The sequence below is a fragment of the Brevundimonas sp. genome, assembly GCF_029946145.1.
Taxonomy (GTDB): domain Bacteria; phylum Pseudomonadota; class Alphaproteobacteria; order Caulobacterales; family Caulobacteraceae; genus Brevundimonas.
Genome location: NZ_JAQSDY010000013.1, coordinates 169071 through 182875, shown reverse-complemented (window position 1 = coordinate 182875; position 13805 = coordinate 169071). Strand labels below are relative to the sequence as shown.

General features: G+C 68.1%; 14 protein-coding genes and 2 tRNA genes. 7 read left to right on the top strand and 9 right to left on the bottom strand.

What is annotated here, in order from left to right; translation table 11 throughout:
• Positions 1 to 124: 124 nt before the first annotated feature.
• The gene (locus tag PSV23_RS06515) at positions 125 to 616 is read right to left on the bottom strand and encodes a cytochrome c family protein (RefSeq protein WP_300467080.1); all 492 of its coding nucleotides are present in this window, start codon (positions 614 to 616) and stop codon (positions 125 to 127) included.
• Between the two features lie 147 nt (positions 617 to 763).
• Here PSV23_RS06515 and PSV23_RS06510 point away from each other — a divergent pair, with 147 nt between their 5' ends.
• A complete protein-coding gene (locus tag PSV23_RS06510; RefSeq protein ID WP_300467078.1) occupies positions 764 to 1072 on the top strand; it encodes a FeoA family protein in 309 nt (102 codons plus the stop codon).
• On the top strand, positions 1072 to 2943 hold the full coding sequence (locus PSV23_RS06505) for a ferrous iron transporter B (RefSeq protein ID WP_300467076.1): 1872 nt from the start codon (positions 1072 to 1074) through the stop codon (positions 2941 to 2943). The genes PSV23_RS06510 and PSV23_RS06505 overlap by 1 nt, the downstream gene beginning before the upstream one ends.
• Before the next feature lie 9 nt (positions 2944 to 2952).
• On the opposite strand, the gene PSV23_RS06500 is transcribed toward PSV23_RS06505, so the two are convergent.
• Together PSV23_RS06500 and PSV23_RS06495 are read right to left on the bottom strand one after the other, a co-directional pair.
• Positions 2953 to 3028, bottom strand: a tRNA-Thr gene (locus tag PSV23_RS06500).
• Between the two features lie 199 nt (positions 3029 to 3227).
• Positions 3228 to 3749 carry a hypothetical protein gene (locus PSV23_RS06495; RefSeq protein WP_300467074.1) on the bottom strand — a complete coding sequence of 174 codons (522 nt, stop codon included), beginning with the start codon at positions 3747 to 3749 and terminating at the stop codon, positions 3228 to 3230.
• A gap of 289 nt (positions 3750 to 4038) precedes the next feature.
• On the opposite strand from PSV23_RS06495, the gene PSV23_RS06490 reads away from it, so the two are divergent.
• Complete coding sequence (locus tag PSV23_RS06490) at positions 4039 to 6063, top strand: TonB-dependent receptor (RefSeq protein WP_300467073.1); 2025 nt, start codon at positions 4039 to 4041, stop codon at positions 6061 to 6063.
• A gap of 115 nt (positions 6064 to 6178) precedes the next feature.
• On the opposite strand, the gene PSV23_RS06485 is transcribed toward PSV23_RS06490, so the two are convergent.
• From PSV23_RS06485 to PSV23_RS06460, 6 genes are all read right to left on the bottom strand, one after another.
• Positions 6179 to 6331 (bottom strand): hypothetical protein, encoded by a 153-nt coding sequence (locus tag PSV23_RS06485; RefSeq protein WP_300467071.1) that lies wholly within the window; start codon positions 6329 to 6331, stop codon positions 6179 to 6181.
• 249 nt (positions 6332 to 6580) lie between these two features.
• A tRNA-Ser gene (locus PSV23_RS06480) sits at positions 6581 to 6670 on the bottom strand.
• A gap of 85 nt (positions 6671 to 6755) precedes the next feature.
• On the bottom strand, positions 6756 to 7697 hold the full coding sequence (locus PSV23_RS06475; protein ID WP_300467069.1) for an NAD regulator: 942 nt from the start codon (positions 7695 to 7697) through the stop codon (positions 6756 to 6758).
• A 2-nt stretch (positions 7698 to 7699) separates the two neighbouring features.
• A complete protein-coding gene (locus tag PSV23_RS06470; protein ID WP_300467233.1) occupies positions 7700 to 8293 on the bottom strand; it encodes an HD family hydrolase in 594 nt (197 codons plus the stop codon).
• A gap of 132 nt (positions 8294 to 8425) precedes the next feature.
• Entirely contained in the window at positions 8426 to 9349 is a 924-nt protein-coding gene (locus PSV23_RS06465; protein ID WP_300467067.1) for a methyltransferase type 11, read from the bottom strand.
• 99 nt (positions 9350 to 9448) lie between these two features.
• On the bottom strand, positions 9449 to 10321 hold the full coding sequence (locus PSV23_RS06460) for a MoxR family ATPase (protein ID WP_300467065.1): 873 nt from the start codon (positions 10319 to 10321) through the stop codon (positions 9449 to 9451).
• A 966-nt stretch (positions 10322 to 11287) separates the two neighbouring features.
• Between PSV23_RS06460 and rplM the strand changes: the two genes are divergently transcribed.
• From rplM to argC, 4 genes are all read left to right on the top strand, one after another.
• On the top strand, positions 11288 to 11764 hold the full coding sequence (gene rplM / locus PSV23_RS06455; RefSeq protein WP_300467063.1) for a 50S ribosomal protein L13: 477 nt from the start codon (positions 11288 to 11290) through the stop codon (positions 11762 to 11764).
• Between the two features lie 2 nt (positions 11765 to 11766).
• Entirely contained in the window at positions 11767 to 12303 is a 537-nt protein-coding gene (gene rpsI / locus PSV23_RS06450; RefSeq protein WP_300467060.1) for a 30S ribosomal protein S9, read from the top strand.
• A gap of 77 nt (positions 12304 to 12380) precedes the next feature.
• Positions 12381 to 12662, top strand: coding sequence for a hypothetical protein (locus PSV23_RS06445; protein ID WP_300467058.1), 282 nt, complete (start codon positions 12381 to 12383; stop codon positions 12660 to 12662).
• A gap of 208 nt (positions 12663 to 12870) precedes the next feature.
• Positions 12871 to 13803 (top strand): N-acetyl-gamma-glutamyl-phosphate reductase, encoded by a 933-nt coding sequence (argC, locus tag PSV23_RS06440; RefSeq protein WP_300467056.1) that lies wholly within the window; start codon positions 12871 to 12873, stop codon positions 13801 to 13803.
• Positions 13804 to 13805 lie beyond the last annotated feature (2 nt).

Genomic DNA, 13805 nt, shown 5'->3' with positions numbered 1-13805 from the left:
GAATGACAGTCGCCGCCGCTGATCGCCACCCGCCATCGTTGTGAAAAGTCCGATGTGTCCGATTTGTCCGTCGAAAAATCCCGGTCAGCGGACTCTTCCGGATCCGTTCCGCTCCCGCCGGGTGCTAACGGGCCGCCGGCATATGGCCGGTCTCGACCTTCAGATACGCGATCACGTCCCGACGGTCGGTGGCGTCGGGGATGCCGGGGAAACTCATCTTGGTCCCGCGCAGGAAGGTGCGCGGGTTCTCCAGCCAGTGGTCCAGCCGCTCGCCGTCCCAGGCGAAGCCGGCCTCCTTCACGGCGGTCGAGTAGTTGTATTCGGTCTGGCTTCCGGCCTGGCGGCCGAAGACGCCGTAAAGATTGGGTCCGGTCATGTTCGGGCCCCCCTCGGTGATCGTGTGGCACGAACGGCATCGGGCGAAGACTCGGCGGCCATTCTCCAGATCAGCCTGATTGTAGGGCGCGGGGAGGGCGGCCAGCAGGGCCATTTTCGCCGCCTCTGTCGGCGGCGGCGGCCCGGGAGTCGCGGCAGCGTCTTCCCTTTCTCCGGCCTCGCCCTGGCCACACCCGGCCAGGGTCACAGCGGCGAGGACGGTCAGAACAAGGCGGGTCATGGGCGGCTCCGGCGATACGCGCCTTTGATAGCCGAACCACGACGCCCGGCAACCGGTGCGACGTCACGTCAGGCTGGACGACAGCCAGTCGCACCTGATAATCACTGTCAACAGACGCGGAGAGCCGCGGCGGTGAGTGCGAACCTGATGTCCGATATCTTCAAACTGAGCCATGCCCGCCAGGGCGACCGGGGCGTCATCGTCCAGGTCGGCGACCGTGGGCCTGCGGACGAGCATGCGTTGGAGCTGGAACGCCGGTTGCTCGAACTGGGGTTCGTCGAGGGCGCGCGGATCGAACTGCTGCACGAGGGCCTGTTCGGCCGGGATCCCATCGCCATGAAGGTGGACGACATGCGCGTGGCCCTGCGCCGGCATGAGGCCGCCAGTCTGCTGGTCCGCTTCGAGGCAGCCCTGGTCGCCGAAGCCGTCTTCGTTCCGGAAGAGGCCGCCGCCTGATGGACGTGGCGGTACGGAGCGCGCGGGTCGCGCTCGTGGGCAATCCGAACAGCGGCAAGACCGCCCTGTTCAACGCCCTGACCGGCGCCCACCAGAAGGTCGCCAATTACGCCGGCGTCACCGTCGAACGTAAGGAGGGTCTGATCCGCTCGGCGGACGGCCGCACCCTGTCGGTGCTCGACCTGCCCGGCACCTATTCCCTTCGCGCCCGCAGCCCCGATGAGGAAGTCACTCGCGACGCCGTTCTGGGCAAGCTGGCGGGAGAGACGCCGCCCGACGTGATCATCTGCGTCGCCGACGCGACCAACCTGCGTCTGGTCCTGCGGCTTGTCCTCGAGCTGAAGGCCGTCGGCCGGCCGATGGTGCTGGCGCTGAACATGTACGACATCGCCCAGCGTCAGGGCCTGCGCATCGATCTGGACCGGCTGTCGGCCGAGCTGGCCGTGCCGATCGTCACCACGGTGGCGACGCGCAAGCGCGGCATCGAAGACCTGATCGCGACCGTCGCGGGCGTCGTGGACGCCGCGCCCCGGATGGCCGCCAACGCCTGGGCCGCGCCGGACGCCGACGCCCTTCGCACCGCGGCCCGCGAGGCCGAACGGATCATGAAGGCCTGCGTCCGCCCGCCCGAGCGGCCCGACACCCTGACGGGCAGGATCGATTCGGTCCTGCTTCACCCGGTCGGCGGGCTGGTGATTCTTCTGGCCCTGTTGTTCGTCATGTTCCAGGCCGTATTCGCTTGGGCCGCGCCACTGATGGACGGCATCGAGGGTCTTCTGGCGGCCGTGGGTGTCGGTGTCGCGGCGGTGATGCCCGATGGCATCTGGCAGAGCCTGGTCGTTGACGGTCTGATCTCCGGCGTTGGCAGCGTGCTGGTATTCCTGCCCCAGATCCTGATCCTGTTCCTGTTCATCATCCTGCTGGAAGACTTCGGCTACATGGCCCGGGCGGCCTTCCTGATGGACCGGATCATGGGCGGGGCGGGACTGCACGGCCGCGCCTTCATTCCACTGTTGTCCAGCTTCGCCTGCGCCATTCCCGGGATCATGGCGGCGCGGGTCATCGATTCCAAACGCGACCGCCTGACAACCATCATGGTCGCGCCGCTCATGACCTGTTCGGCGCGCATCCCGGTGTACACCCTGATCATCGCCGCCTTCATTCCCAACCAGCAGGTCTGGGGCTTCGCCAGCCTGCAGGGGCTGGTGATGTTCGGCCTCTACGCCGCAGGCATCATCAGCGCGCTGGCGGTCTCGTTCGTGATCCGCAAGGTGTTCTGGCGAGGGGCGGTCGAGCCGTTCATGATGGAGCTTCCGGCCTACAAGACGCCCGACATGAAAAGCGTCCTGTTCAATCTGTGGGTCCGGGCGCGCATCTTCCTTGAGCGGGCGGGGCGGATCATCCTGCCTCTGATGGTTATCGTCTGGGCCCTGGCCACCTTCCCCTATCCGCCTGAAGGCGCGACCCGCCCGGCCATCGACTACAGCTTCGCCGGCATGATCGGGCACGCGCTGGAGCCGATCTTCGCCCCCATCGGCTTCAACTGGCAGATGGTCATCGCCCTGGTGCCCGGCATGGCCGCGCGCGAGGTCGCCGTGGCGGCCCTGGGCACGGTCTACGCCGTGGCCGATCCCGAAAGCGCGACCAGCCTGTTGGGCGCGACCCTGGCGGCCCAGTGGTCGCTGGCGACCGGCCTGGCCTTCCTGGCCTGGTACGTCTTCGCGCCCCAGTGCGTGGCGACCCTGGGCGTGGTGAAGCGCGAGCTGAACTCGTGGAAATGGATGTGGGTGATGGTGGCCTACATGTTCGGCCTGGCCTATCTGGCCGCCTTCGCCGTCTACCGGATCGCGGTCGCCATGGGCGGCGGCTGACGGAGGCGATGGTGCCGGCTGCAGGAATCGAACCCGCGACATCCAGTTTACAAAACTGGCGCTCTACCAACTGAGCTAAGCCGGCCGCCGTCCCGACGGGCGGCCCTTATGCTGGCGCGGCATGAAGGACGTCAAGACGGCGGGCTAACCCCATCGCCGCCGTATCGGGAGTACGGGCGACGATGGGGGCCGAAGCCGGAGCGATCAACGCTCCGGCATGACGCACGAAATCCGGGGGGGAGGATTTCGCGCGTCAGTTCTGTCCACCGGGACCGATCCGCGGGTCAGGCACTCCGGGACCTTGCGGAGAAGTGGCGAGCGGCGAGGGCGATCGGCAATCCCACAAGGGCGATGTGAGCCGCCACCTGGCCGAGCACCATCGCCATCGAGGGCGGCGCGCCGTTTGGCGCGGCCGACAGCGGCACCACGATCCGGTCCATGATGAAGAAGAGCACCAGGCCGTACAGCGGGCCCCAGACGAACGGTCGCCGGACCAGGGTCGGCAGACGCGTGCCGGCGACGACATAGGCCGCGGCCATCGCCAGCGCTATCAGCCAGTGCAGGACAGCCCCCAGGATGGCGGTCGCCGCGCCTCCGCCGAAGGCCGGCGCTCCCAGTACGCCGCTGGCGATCGCGCGAAGGATCACCTCGGGCCCGACGCCGGCCAGGGACCAGACCGTGAAGGCGTAGCCGATATCGAGAAACGCGGCGGCTGTTCCGCCGATGAGGATCGCCCGGGCGACAGGGAGGCGGACTGAGGGTTTGCCTTCCGGCAGGACGACGAGATTGTCGGTCGAGGTGGACATGTTGCGTGCTCTGGACATCGCCGGACAGCCGGGCGTTCAGGATACGCTGGGTCGGATCCGGCAGCGTGGGAAGGACAGCCGTCCGATGATTGGCGAGGGAAGCCGATGATGGCGCCGGCGAGCCGGGATCGCTCATGTCGGGTGGCGGCCAGGCGCGAACGAAGGAGCGCGAGACCCCGGACTTGCGAATGCGATGATGCGGGAAGTCAGTGCGCGACGTTCGCGCCACCCCGTGCCATGAGCATCTTTTCGTGACCTTCGTCGACGCGGAACATGGATCGGGCGCGTGATGATACAGGATACTCCCACCCCCCTTCCGGAGGTCGTCGTCACCGCCGCGCGGCTTCCGCCGGCAGCCGGCGACGCGGCCTTTTCGGTAGTCCGGCTCGAGGGCCAGGCGCTTGATCGCGCGACCCGTCTGGACGAGGCGTTGGCGACCGTGCCGACGGTCTCGCTGTTCCGGCGCACCTCCAGCCTCGGCGCCAATCCGACGACGCAGGGGATCAGTCTTCGCGCCATCGCACCGTCGGGCGCGGGACGCACCCTGGTGACCCTTGACGGGGAGCCGCTGAATGATCCGTTCGGCGGATGGGTGATCTGGTCCCAGGTCGCGCCTGAGAGTCTGGAAAGCGTTGATATCATCCGAGGAGCCGGAGCCGGAGCCTACGGCGCGGGTGCGTTGACGGGGGTGATCACCCTGCGCGAACGCGACCGCGATGGCGGTGTGCTGGACGCCTCCGCCGGTGGGGACGGAGGCCGCCGTCTTGCGGCCGCGACAACGCTGACCCACGGCCGGGCCTCGATCACGGCGTCTGCTCTCTACGACCGGTCTGATGGCTACATCCCCGTGCGTGGTCCCGCCGCGGGCGCCGCCGACACACCGCTGGACCTTGAGGCCCGCAGCGCCGCCCTGCGCGTGGATCTCGGTCTGGAAGCCGCCACGGCTCTTTCCTTGCGGGCCTCTGCCTATGAGGAGGATCGCGGCTCGGGCCTGGCCGGCGCGCGGTCGTCGGCCAGCGGCAAGGGTTATAGCGCCACCCTTGCGAGGACGCCGGGCGAGGGGCGCCTGGGCGCGCGCGTTCAGGTCTGGCGGCGTGAGAGCGACTTCGCCAACACCTCGGCGGCGGTCGCCGCTGGCCGCGCCACGACAGCGCCCGCCAATGACCAGTACGCCACTCCGGCCAGTGGATGGGGCGGCAATCTGGCCGTGCGCCAGTCCCTGGTCCTCGCGGGCGGACGGCTGGAAGGGGAGGTGGGTGCGGACGCCCGCTTCAGCGAAGGGGGAACGCAGGAACGCTTCCGGTACATGATCGGTCAGTTCACGCGGGACCGTTTCGCCGGCGGCGAAACCTCTGTGGTGGGCGTCTATGCCGAAGCCTCATGGACCGGCGGCCCCTGGCTGGTTGCGGGCGGGCTGCGTCTCGATCGCTGGGAGAACGCCGAAGGGCGCAGGCTGGAACTCGACCGCGCGACAGGCTTGCCGACGCTGGATGAAACATATCCCGATCGTTCAGGAGACGTGGTCAGCGCCCGTCTGGCCCTGCGCCGGGATCTGGGCGCCGGTCTGGCGATCCGCGCCGCCGCCTATTCCAGTTTTCGCCCGGCGACGCTCAACGAACTTCATCGTCCGTTCCGCGTCAGCAACGACCTGACGGAGGCTAACGCCGCCCTGGAGCCCGAGACGCTGCAGGGCGTTGAAGCCGGTCTTTCGTGGAGCGGCGGCCGCACGATCCTGGGCGCGACCGTGTTCTGGAACCGGATCGAGGATGCGATCGTCAATGTCACCATCGGTGAAGGGCCGGGGGTGATAGCCGCCCTCCCGCGGGCCGGCTTCATCCCTGCAGGCGGGGTGCTGCGCCAGCGGCGGAACGCCGGCGTCATCGAGGCGACGGGACTTGAGCTAACGGCTGAGCACCGGTTCGACACTGTGACCCTCGTCGGCGCCGTTTCGGCGACAAACGCCAAGGTGAATGGTGGATCGGCGGCCCCGCGGCTGACGGGCCTTCGGCCCGCCCAGGCGCCGGTTCTGAGCGCCACGGCGGGCGTGGACTGGCGCATGACCGAGCGACTGACGCTCGGCGCCCGGGCTCGCTATGAGAGCCGGCGTTTTGACGACGACCTGAACAGCCGCGTGCTTGAGGCCGCGCTTACGATCGACGCGCGCGCCGACTGGCGGGTTCGCGGCGGCGTCACGCTGTACGCAAGCGCCGACAATCTTCTGGATGAGGATATCGAGATCTCGGAGACTGGTGACGGCATCGCGGGATTCGGCCCGCCACGAACCCTGCGGGCGGGCGTTTCGTTCGACTGGTGACAGTCATGAAGTGCCGCGCCGCGTCGCTCCAGCGCGCCGGGCATGATCGTCAGGGTGAAGAAGGTCGCCGTTTCATGGACCCGCTTGGCTGCGAGCTGGTCCGACAGGTTGCCGGTCAGCGCCATCGGCAGGGCCGCGTAGCTGTCATGAAGGTGGCCAGGAACGCGCCGCGGATCACGAACGGCACGAGATGCGCATACTGGTTGCGCTCGAGGCGGGCCCCTTCGTTGACGAGCGCCATGTCGACCCAGTCGGGCGTCTGCTCCATCGCCCCGAGGAGGGCGGCGAGTTCGGGAGGGGCGTCAGGCGCGGCCTCCAGGGGCCTCCGTCGCAGGCGGCGCCCTGCGCGCCGAACTGTCCCGCCAGGTCATTGATCGCATCGAGACCCTGCCTGACCTCTCGGCATCTTGGCTGCCCCCGCCGGCTTGCTACGCGTGTGGCTGTGACGCCTCCCGCGTGGGGACACAATGCGTTCGGTTGGGGTTTTAGTAGGTTGATTTGTAACGAAACGACCGAATGGCGGAGAGGGTGGGATTCGAACCCACGGTGCCCGCAAAGGCACGCCGCATTTCGAGTGCGGTACATTCGACCACTCTGCCACCTCTCCGCGGGGCCGATAGACGCTTGGTCGAGCGAGCGGCTTCTCTAATGGGCGACGGCCTGCGCCGCAAGCGGCCCGATGAGAAATCGCATCAGCGCTGCGCGGGTAGCGGCAGGCCGAGGGCCTCGCCGGTCGACAGGTCGGCGTCCATGACCCGGAACAGCTCGGCCGGCCGCCCTCCCGTGGCGGCGGAGAGGCGTCCCGTTGGCTGGACCAGTCCGGTGCGTTCGACGCCGCGGCGGAAATTCTGCTTGTGCAGCGACAGGCCGGAGACGGCCTCGGCGGCGATCTGCAGCTCGGAGAGGGTGAAGGTGGCGGGCATCAGATCGAAGAGGACTGGCCGGTATTTCAGCTTGCTGCGCAGGCGGCCCAGGCCGGTGGCCAGGATACGGCGGTGGTCGGAGGCCATGGCGCGGCCCGGCGCGTCCGGCAGGGGCGGGCGTTCCTGGTCCCGCGCCGCCTCGGCGACCAGGCCAGCCTCATAGAGCAGCTCGTAGCGGTCCAGAACCTGGCCCTCATTCCAGCGATGGGCGGGCGTGGTGGCGAACAGGGTTTCGATCCGGGCCTGGCGACGGGGATCGACCCCGGCCCAGGTCGTCAGCCGGGCGATCAGCGGTGCGACGCAGGCGGGGGCGCCGTCGCGCCGGTCTTCCCAAGGGAAGATTTCGTGCACGGGAGTCCAGCGGGCCTCGGCCTGGGGGGCGTCCGCAGCGTCCGCGGTCAGGGCGAGATATCCGACCGAAACCTCGCGGCGGCGTTCGGGCCCCGGGGTGGCGCGGGGGCTGGCGCGGCCAAGGTCGCCGAAGGTGTAGAGCTGTTCGACGAAGCCGAGGCGGAAGCCGGTCTGGGCGGTGACGAAGTCGCGCAGGGCCCGCTCGAAGGTGCGGTCGCGGGCCGGGTCGAAGGGGCCGAAGGGCAGGGCGGCGGCGCCGTCCTCGCCGGTGGTGGTCAAGACGCAGGCCTTGCGATCGCGGAGCGCGATGACGACGGCCGAGAGGCCGATGCGGACGCCCTGTTCGTCCGGACCCGCCATGGCTATTCGGTGTGCCAGGCGTCGGGGGCGGGGACGACGCCGGTCGCCTCGGCCAGGACGCGGTAGCGTTCGAGATAGCGCTGCTGCGCCACGGGGGCGGGCAGGGGGTCGATGATCAGGTCGTAGCCGGCTGGCGGGGCGCCGAAGAGGGTCAGGCTCTCCTTCTTGCTGAAGCCGGCCAGCTGGGTGGCTTCGAAAAAGGCGCAGGCGACGTCGGCCTTCTTGATCAGGGTCTTGATCTCGATCGGGTTCTTCGGCGGCAGGCCGAAGCGGACGTGAATGGCGCCTTCCAGCCGGGCCTCGAAGGCCTTGTAATTGACGCCCAGCGCGGCCTTGAACGGCGAGATCATGTCGCCGATGACGTATTCCGAGGCGTCGTGGAGCAGGGCGGCGAGACGCCATTTGGGCTCGAGGCCGGGCCGGATGTGGGCGGCGATCTCCTCGACGACGCAGGAGTGCTGGGCGACCGAGAAGGCGTGTTCGCCGACGGTCTGGCCGTTCCAGCGGGCGACGCGGGCGAGGCCGTGGGCGATGTCCTCGATCTCGATGTCGAAGGGCGAGGGGTCCAGCAGGTCGAGCCGGCGGCCTGACAGCATGCGCTGCCAGGCGCGCGGTTCTTTCGCGGAAGGGCGGGGCTTTGCGGCCAAGGTCTGATCCTGCTCTCGTGGGCAGGGTTGGTGACGCATCAGGGCGATGCGATCAAGGGCGAAGCCGACTGCGCAGGGGGCTTATTCGCCGACGTTGAGCGTGACCAGGTCCCTGGCGTCCTCGAAGGCCCGGCCGCGGTTCGCATCCCTGGAGCGGATGGTGGCGACGACCAGCGGGCCGCCGACGGGGCCTCGCGCCTCGAAGGCGACCATCCGCCAGCCCGTTTCCGTTTCCCGGTTGTCGGTCAGGATCCAGCTGACGCGAGTGGCCTCGCCGCTGGCGCTGGTGCGGATCTCGGCCGCGTCGTTCTGGGCATTGATGGTGACGCTGTCGCCGCCGCCCGACGAGCCGGTGACCCGGGCCGAGCCGTCGGTGTCGTTGGCGTCGATGTGGAAGCCTCCGATGCGGACGCTGGCCTGATCGCCCCTGGTTTCGATACGCATGCCCGGCAGGCGGACGGTGGCGTCGTCGCCGTTGGCGTCGATCATTACCCCGGGCGCGCGGACCGTGGCGCGATCGGTGGAGGCCGCGGCCGCATCCGCCCGAACGGCGGCCTGATCGGCGCTGACGGCCGCCGTATCCGCCCTAGCGGCGGCCGTGTCGGCGTCGGCGCGCGCGATGTCGGCCTGCATGCGGGCCTTTTCAGCGTCGGTCGAGGCCTGCAGCTGGGCGACGGCGGCGGGGAGGGAGGCCGACAGGCGGGTTTCGAAGGTCTTCAGAACGTCGGCGGGGGTTTCCCCGTCCAGCGCGACGAGGTGCAGGCTGACCTCGGTCCCCTTGGGCCCGACATAGGTGCAGACCTTGCCGCCGTCCTGAGCCGAGCCCTTGCGGGTCAGGGAGCCCATGGTCTGGGGGCATTGCAGGGCGTCGACGACCTTCAGCACGCCCTTGGCGTCGCTCTCGTTGCGGGTCGAGGTAATGCGCACGGAGTTGTCGCCGTCGCAGGCGGCGGTCAGCGCGGCGAGGGCGCAGAGGGTCGAAAGAAGAAAGGGACGAGGGGTCATCGTCGGGAGTCCTGTTCGTGGTCTCATCCTGGGCGCGCCGGCCCGATAATCCAGTGAAATCGCGGTAAGGCGTGTGACCGAAGCGCAACCTGGGTTGTGTCAGGCGCCGGGGCGGGAGCCTTCGCGGCGGCTCAGGAAGGCGAGGCGTTCGAACAGGTGGACGTCCTGTTCATTCTTCAGCAGCGCGCCGTGGAGCGGCGGGATCAGCTTGTTGGGTGACTTCTCGCGCAGGGTCTCGGGGTCGATGTCGTCGACCAGCAGCAGCTTCAGCCAGTCGAGCAATTCCGAGGTGGAAGGCTTCTTCTTCAGGCCCGGCGTGTCGCGGATTTCGTAGAAGGTCTTCAGCGCCTCCGAGACCAGGCGCGGCTTGATGCCGGGGAAGTGGACCTCGACGATGGCGCGCATCGTCGCGTCGTCCGGGAAGCGGATGTAGTGGAAGAAGCAGCGACGCAGGAAGGCGTCGGGCAGTTCCTTCTCGTTGTTGGAGGTGATGATGACGATGGGGCGGACCTCGGCGCGGATCGTCTCGTCCGTCTCCTGGACGTAGAACTCCATGCGGTCGAGTTCCTGCAGCAGATCGTTGGGGAATTCGATGTCGGCCTTGTCGATCTCGTCGATCAGCAGGACGGGGCGGTTCGGCGCGGTGAAGGCCTCCCACAGCTTGCCGGGCTTGAGATAGTTGCGCACGTCGTGAACGCGTTCCTCGCCCAGCTGGCTGTCGCGCAGACGGCTGACGGCATCGTATTCGTACAGGCCGTTGTGGGCCTTGGTCGTGGACTTGATGTGCCAGGTGATCAGGGGGGCGTTCATGGCCCGCGCGATCTCATAGGCCAGGACGGTCTTGCCGGTGCCCGGCTCGCCCTTGATCAGGAGCGGGCGTTCGAGCGCGACGGCGGCGTTGACGGCGATCTTCAGATCGTCGGTGGCGATGTAGTTGGACGTGCCTTCGAAGCGATCGGTCGAACGGGGCATGGCGGTTCCGATTGGGGTTTGTTCCGGGTTAGCGAAGGCGAAGCGGGTTAACAACGATCATGTGGTTCGCGCGTGATCCACGATCGCTTCGGTCCCCGGATCGGCCTCGCCCTTGCGGGCTCGTTGTCCGGAGATGACGAAGTCATGCGGTCTCGCCCCGCCGCGGAGGCGCGGCAGGTCAAGCGGGAGGCAGGGCGGAGCGTCCGGGCCTTCGCCCGGATGAAGATAGAGATTACCGTTTCGACGAAGACAGAACGCTCCGCGCGGAAGGTTTTCCGGAAGCTTGCGTCGGGTGGCGGTTTTATCGCCTTACCGCAGCGCCCCCGGCGGGCAGGCTGTCCCGGCGGACAGTCCTGGAGCGGTCCGAGTATCCCCCTCGACCCTGGCCGGACGTGTTTGCGCCCGTCGGCTCCGCCGGCCGAAACCGGCGGACCCCGCTCCCTCCGCTCCCGCCGCCGCTTCGGTTCGCCGGCCGAGCGAGCCTCCCTTGCGACGGGACCTGCGTAGTATGGACCGGGCTGATCCTGCGGCTGCGAAATGACGCTGATTGTCGTGGAATCATGAACGGGATCAAAAGGTTGGCCGAACAAACCTGTATGGCTGGCGGTGGATTGCCAGCACTGGGGACCCATTTCCCGATGCCAAAAACACCGTGCATCCCCGCGAAGGCGGGGACCCAGGCTTTGGCCTCATCGCCGGTGTCGGATCGAGCGCCGGTTACCTCAGCCAGTCTGGTTGCAGCTCAAACCTGGGTCCCCGCCTTCGCGGGGATGAACGGATGGGGGGTGGAATTTATACGGTATTTTGATACCGTGTTTAATTAGCCGTGTATTTTCAGTTAGATGAACCTGCTGGTGCGCATCCACACCCATTGACCCCGCGCCCCCCTTCCTCTATCAGCGCGCCTTCCGCTCGTCCCGGTCATCGGGAGGGGCCCATAGTTCGTCTGTCCCAGGAACCCCGAACATGCTGAAGAGCACCACGGTCGCGCTGAAGCCGGCCGAGGTCACGAAGAAGTGGATTCACATCGACGCCGAAGGCGTCGTGGTGGGCCGTCTCGCGACCTTCATCGCCAACCGTCTGCGCGGCAAGCACCGCGGCGACTACACCCCGCACGTGGATTGCGGCGACTATGTCATCGTCACCAACGTCGACAAGGTGGTGTTCACCGGCAAGAAGCTGACCGACAAGATCTACTATCGCCACACCGGCCACCCGGGCGGCGTCAAGTCGACCAGCCCCGAGAAGGTGCTGAACGGCCGCTTCCCCGAGCGCGTGCTCGAGAAGGCTGTCGAGCGCATGCTGCCCAAGGAGAGCCCGCTGGCCCGCCTGCAGATGACGCACCTGCGCCTGTTCGCCGGCGCCGCGCACACCCACGAAGCCCAACAGCCGGAAACGATCGACTTCAAGTCGGCGTCCTCCAAGAACACCCGGAGCGTCTGAGCATGACCGACGTGACTGCTGAAACGCCCGTCGTCGAGAACGACGCCCCCGCCGCCGCCGCGCCCGCCGCGACCGGCTTCGACGCCCTCAAGGGCCTGGGCACCGCCTCGGCCTCCGAGGACGCCCCGGTCTATGTCCAGAAGCTGGACGCCCAGGGCCGCGCCTATTCGACCGGCAAGCGCAAGAACGCGATCGCCCGCGTGTGGATCAAGCCCGGCTCGGGCAAGATCACCATCAACGGCAAGGATCAGATGCAGTATTTCGCCCGCGAAATCCTGCGGATGATGATCGCCCAGCCGCTGGAAGTGACCGACCGCCTGACCCAGTTCGACGTCGACTGCACCGTGCAGGGCTCGGGCCTGTCGGGCCAGGCCGGCGCCATCCGCCACGGCCTGTCGCACGCCCTGACCCACTATGAGCCGGCGCTGCGCCCGGTCCTGAAGCCGCACGGCTTCCTGACCCGCGACAGCCGCGTCGTCGAGCGCAAGAAGTACGGCCGCGCCAAGGCGCGCAAGTCCTTCCAGTTCTCGAAGCGCTAGTCGCAACCGCGACCTGGACTACAAGGGGCGCTCCGGGGAAACCCGGGGCGCCTTTTTCTTTGGCTGGAGGATGCCTGATGTCCGACCCCGAGCTTGAAGCAGCCAAGGGCTACTGGCTGTATGACGCCTCGGTGAGGCGCGAGATCGTGATTACCGCTCGCCCCGCTGCTCGTTCGCAGTCCCGCTATGACGACAATGAGCAATTGGATAAAGCCCGTCCGATACCGACCACTCCGGATGGGCGGGTGTATCTCGTAGGGGCAACCGGTGGCGGTGAGTATAAGACACTGGCCGAAGCGAAGGCATGGGCCGACGCCCAGCCTTGGGGCCCCGTCCAGTGGCTGGATGAGCCCGAGTAGGAATCCAATAGGTTAACCCACGCGCCTTCCCTGTCCTTCTCCCCTTGCGGGAGAAGGTGTCAGGCGAAGCCTGACGGATGAGGGGTCGCGCCGGTCTGTCGGGGCGGGGTCTCAAATCCGCTGAATTTCGGGGTCAGTGCGACCCCTCATCCGACCCGCTGCGCGGGCCACCTTCTCCCGCAAGGGGAGAAGGATTCTGGAGCGTTCGATGTCTTATTCGATCTTCATCGACGGCGAGGCCGGGACCACGGGGCTGGAGATTCGCGAGCGGCTGGAGGCGCGCGGCGATCTGGAACTGATCCTGCTGGGCGACCGGCGGCGCGACGTGGCGGCGCGGCGCGAGGCGCTGAACGGGGCCGACGCCGTGATCCTGTGCCTGCCCGACGAGGCGGCGAAGGAAGCCGTGGCGATGATCGGCAATCCGGCCGTGCGGGTGATCGACGCCTCGACGGCGTATCGGGTCGATCCGGTCTGGACCTACGGCTTCGCCGAGATGGCGCCGGGACAGACGGAGAAGATCGCGGCGGCGACGCGGGTGTCGAACCCGGGCTGTTATCCGACGGGGTTCATCGGCCTGGTGCGGCCACTGGTCAGCGCGGGGATCATTTCGGCGGGCTGGCCGGTGACGGTCAATGCGGTGTCGGGCTATTCCGGCGGCGGCAAGGCGATGATCGCCGAGTTCGAGGCCGGGGGAGCCGGGGCGTACCGCGCCTATGGCCTGTCGCTGAAGCACAAACACGTGCCCGAGATGACGCGGCACACGGGGCTGGAGCGGCCGGTGCTGTTCGCGCCGGCGGTGGGGGCGTACCGGCAGGGGATGCTGGTCGAGGTTCCGCTGCAGCTGGCGGCCCTGCCGGGCTCGCCGTCGGTCGAGGTGGTGCACGGGGCGCTGGCCGAGGCCTATGCGGGATCGCGGTTCGTCGAAGTCGTGGAGCTGGAAGAGACCGAGGCCATGGCCGGGATCGATCCGGAGGGGCTGAACGGGACCAACCGGATGCGTCTGCATGTGTTCGGCGACCGGGGCGGGGCGCAGGTGCGGCTGGTCGCCCTGCTGGACAATCTCGGCAAGGGGGCGTCGGGGGCGGCGGTGCAGAACCTGAACCTGATGCTGGGGCTGAGGGAAGACACCGGCCTGAGCTGATA

Coding starts and splice junctions, on each gene's coding strand:
- PSV23_RS06485 (WP_300467071.1), bottom strand. CDS start 6,331: ATGGAGCAGACGCCCGACTGGGTCGACATGGCGCTCGTCAACGAAGGG.
- argC (WP_300467056.1), top strand. CDS start 12,871: ATGTCTTATTCGATCTTCATCGACGGCGAGGCCGGGACCACGGGGCTG.
- PSV23_RS06510 (WP_300467078.1), top strand. CDS start 764: ATGTCCGATATCTTCAAACTGAGCCATGCCCGCCAGGGCGACCGGGGC.
- PSV23_RS06465 (WP_300467067.1), bottom strand. CDS start 9,349: ATGACCCCTCGTCCCTTTCTTCTTTCGACCCTCTGCGCCCTCGCCGCG.
- PSV23_RS06495 (WP_300467074.1), bottom strand. CDS start 3,749: ATGTCCACCTCGACCGACAATCTCGTCGTCCTGCCGGAAGGCAAACCC.
- PSV23_RS06445 (WP_300467058.1), top strand. CDS start 12,381: ATGTCCGACCCCGAGCTTGAAGCAGCCAAGGGCTACTGGCTGTATGAC.
- PSV23_RS06490 (WP_300467073.1), top strand. CDS start 4,039: ATGATACAGGATACTCCCACCCCCCTTCCGGAGGTCGTCGTCACCGCC.
- PSV23_RS06475 (WP_300467069.1), bottom strand. CDS start 7,697: ATGGCGGGTCCGGACGAACAGGGCGTCCGCATCGGCCTCTCGGCCGTC.
- PSV23_RS06470 (WP_300467233.1), bottom strand. CDS start 8,293: ATGCTGTCAGGCCGCCGGCTCGACCTGCTGGACCCCTCGCCCTTCGAC.
- PSV23_RS06505 (WP_300467076.1), top strand. CDS start 1,072: ATGGACGTGGCGGTACGGAGCGCGCGGGTCGCGCTCGTGGGCAATCCG.
- PSV23_RS06460 (WP_300467065.1), bottom strand. CDS start 10,321: ATGCCCCGTTCGACCGATCGCTTCGAAGGCACGTCCAACTACATCGCC.
- PSV23_RS06515 (WP_300467080.1), bottom strand. CDS start 616: ATGACCCGCCTTGTTCTGACCGTCCTCGCCGCTGTGACCCTGGCCGGG.
- rpsI (WP_300467060.1), top strand. CDS start 11,767: ATGACCGACGTGACTGCTGAAACGCCCGTCGTCGAGAACGACGCCCCC.
- rplM (WP_300467063.1), top strand. CDS start 11,288: ATGCTGAAGAGCACCACGGTCGCGCTGAAGCCGGCCGAGGTCACGAAG.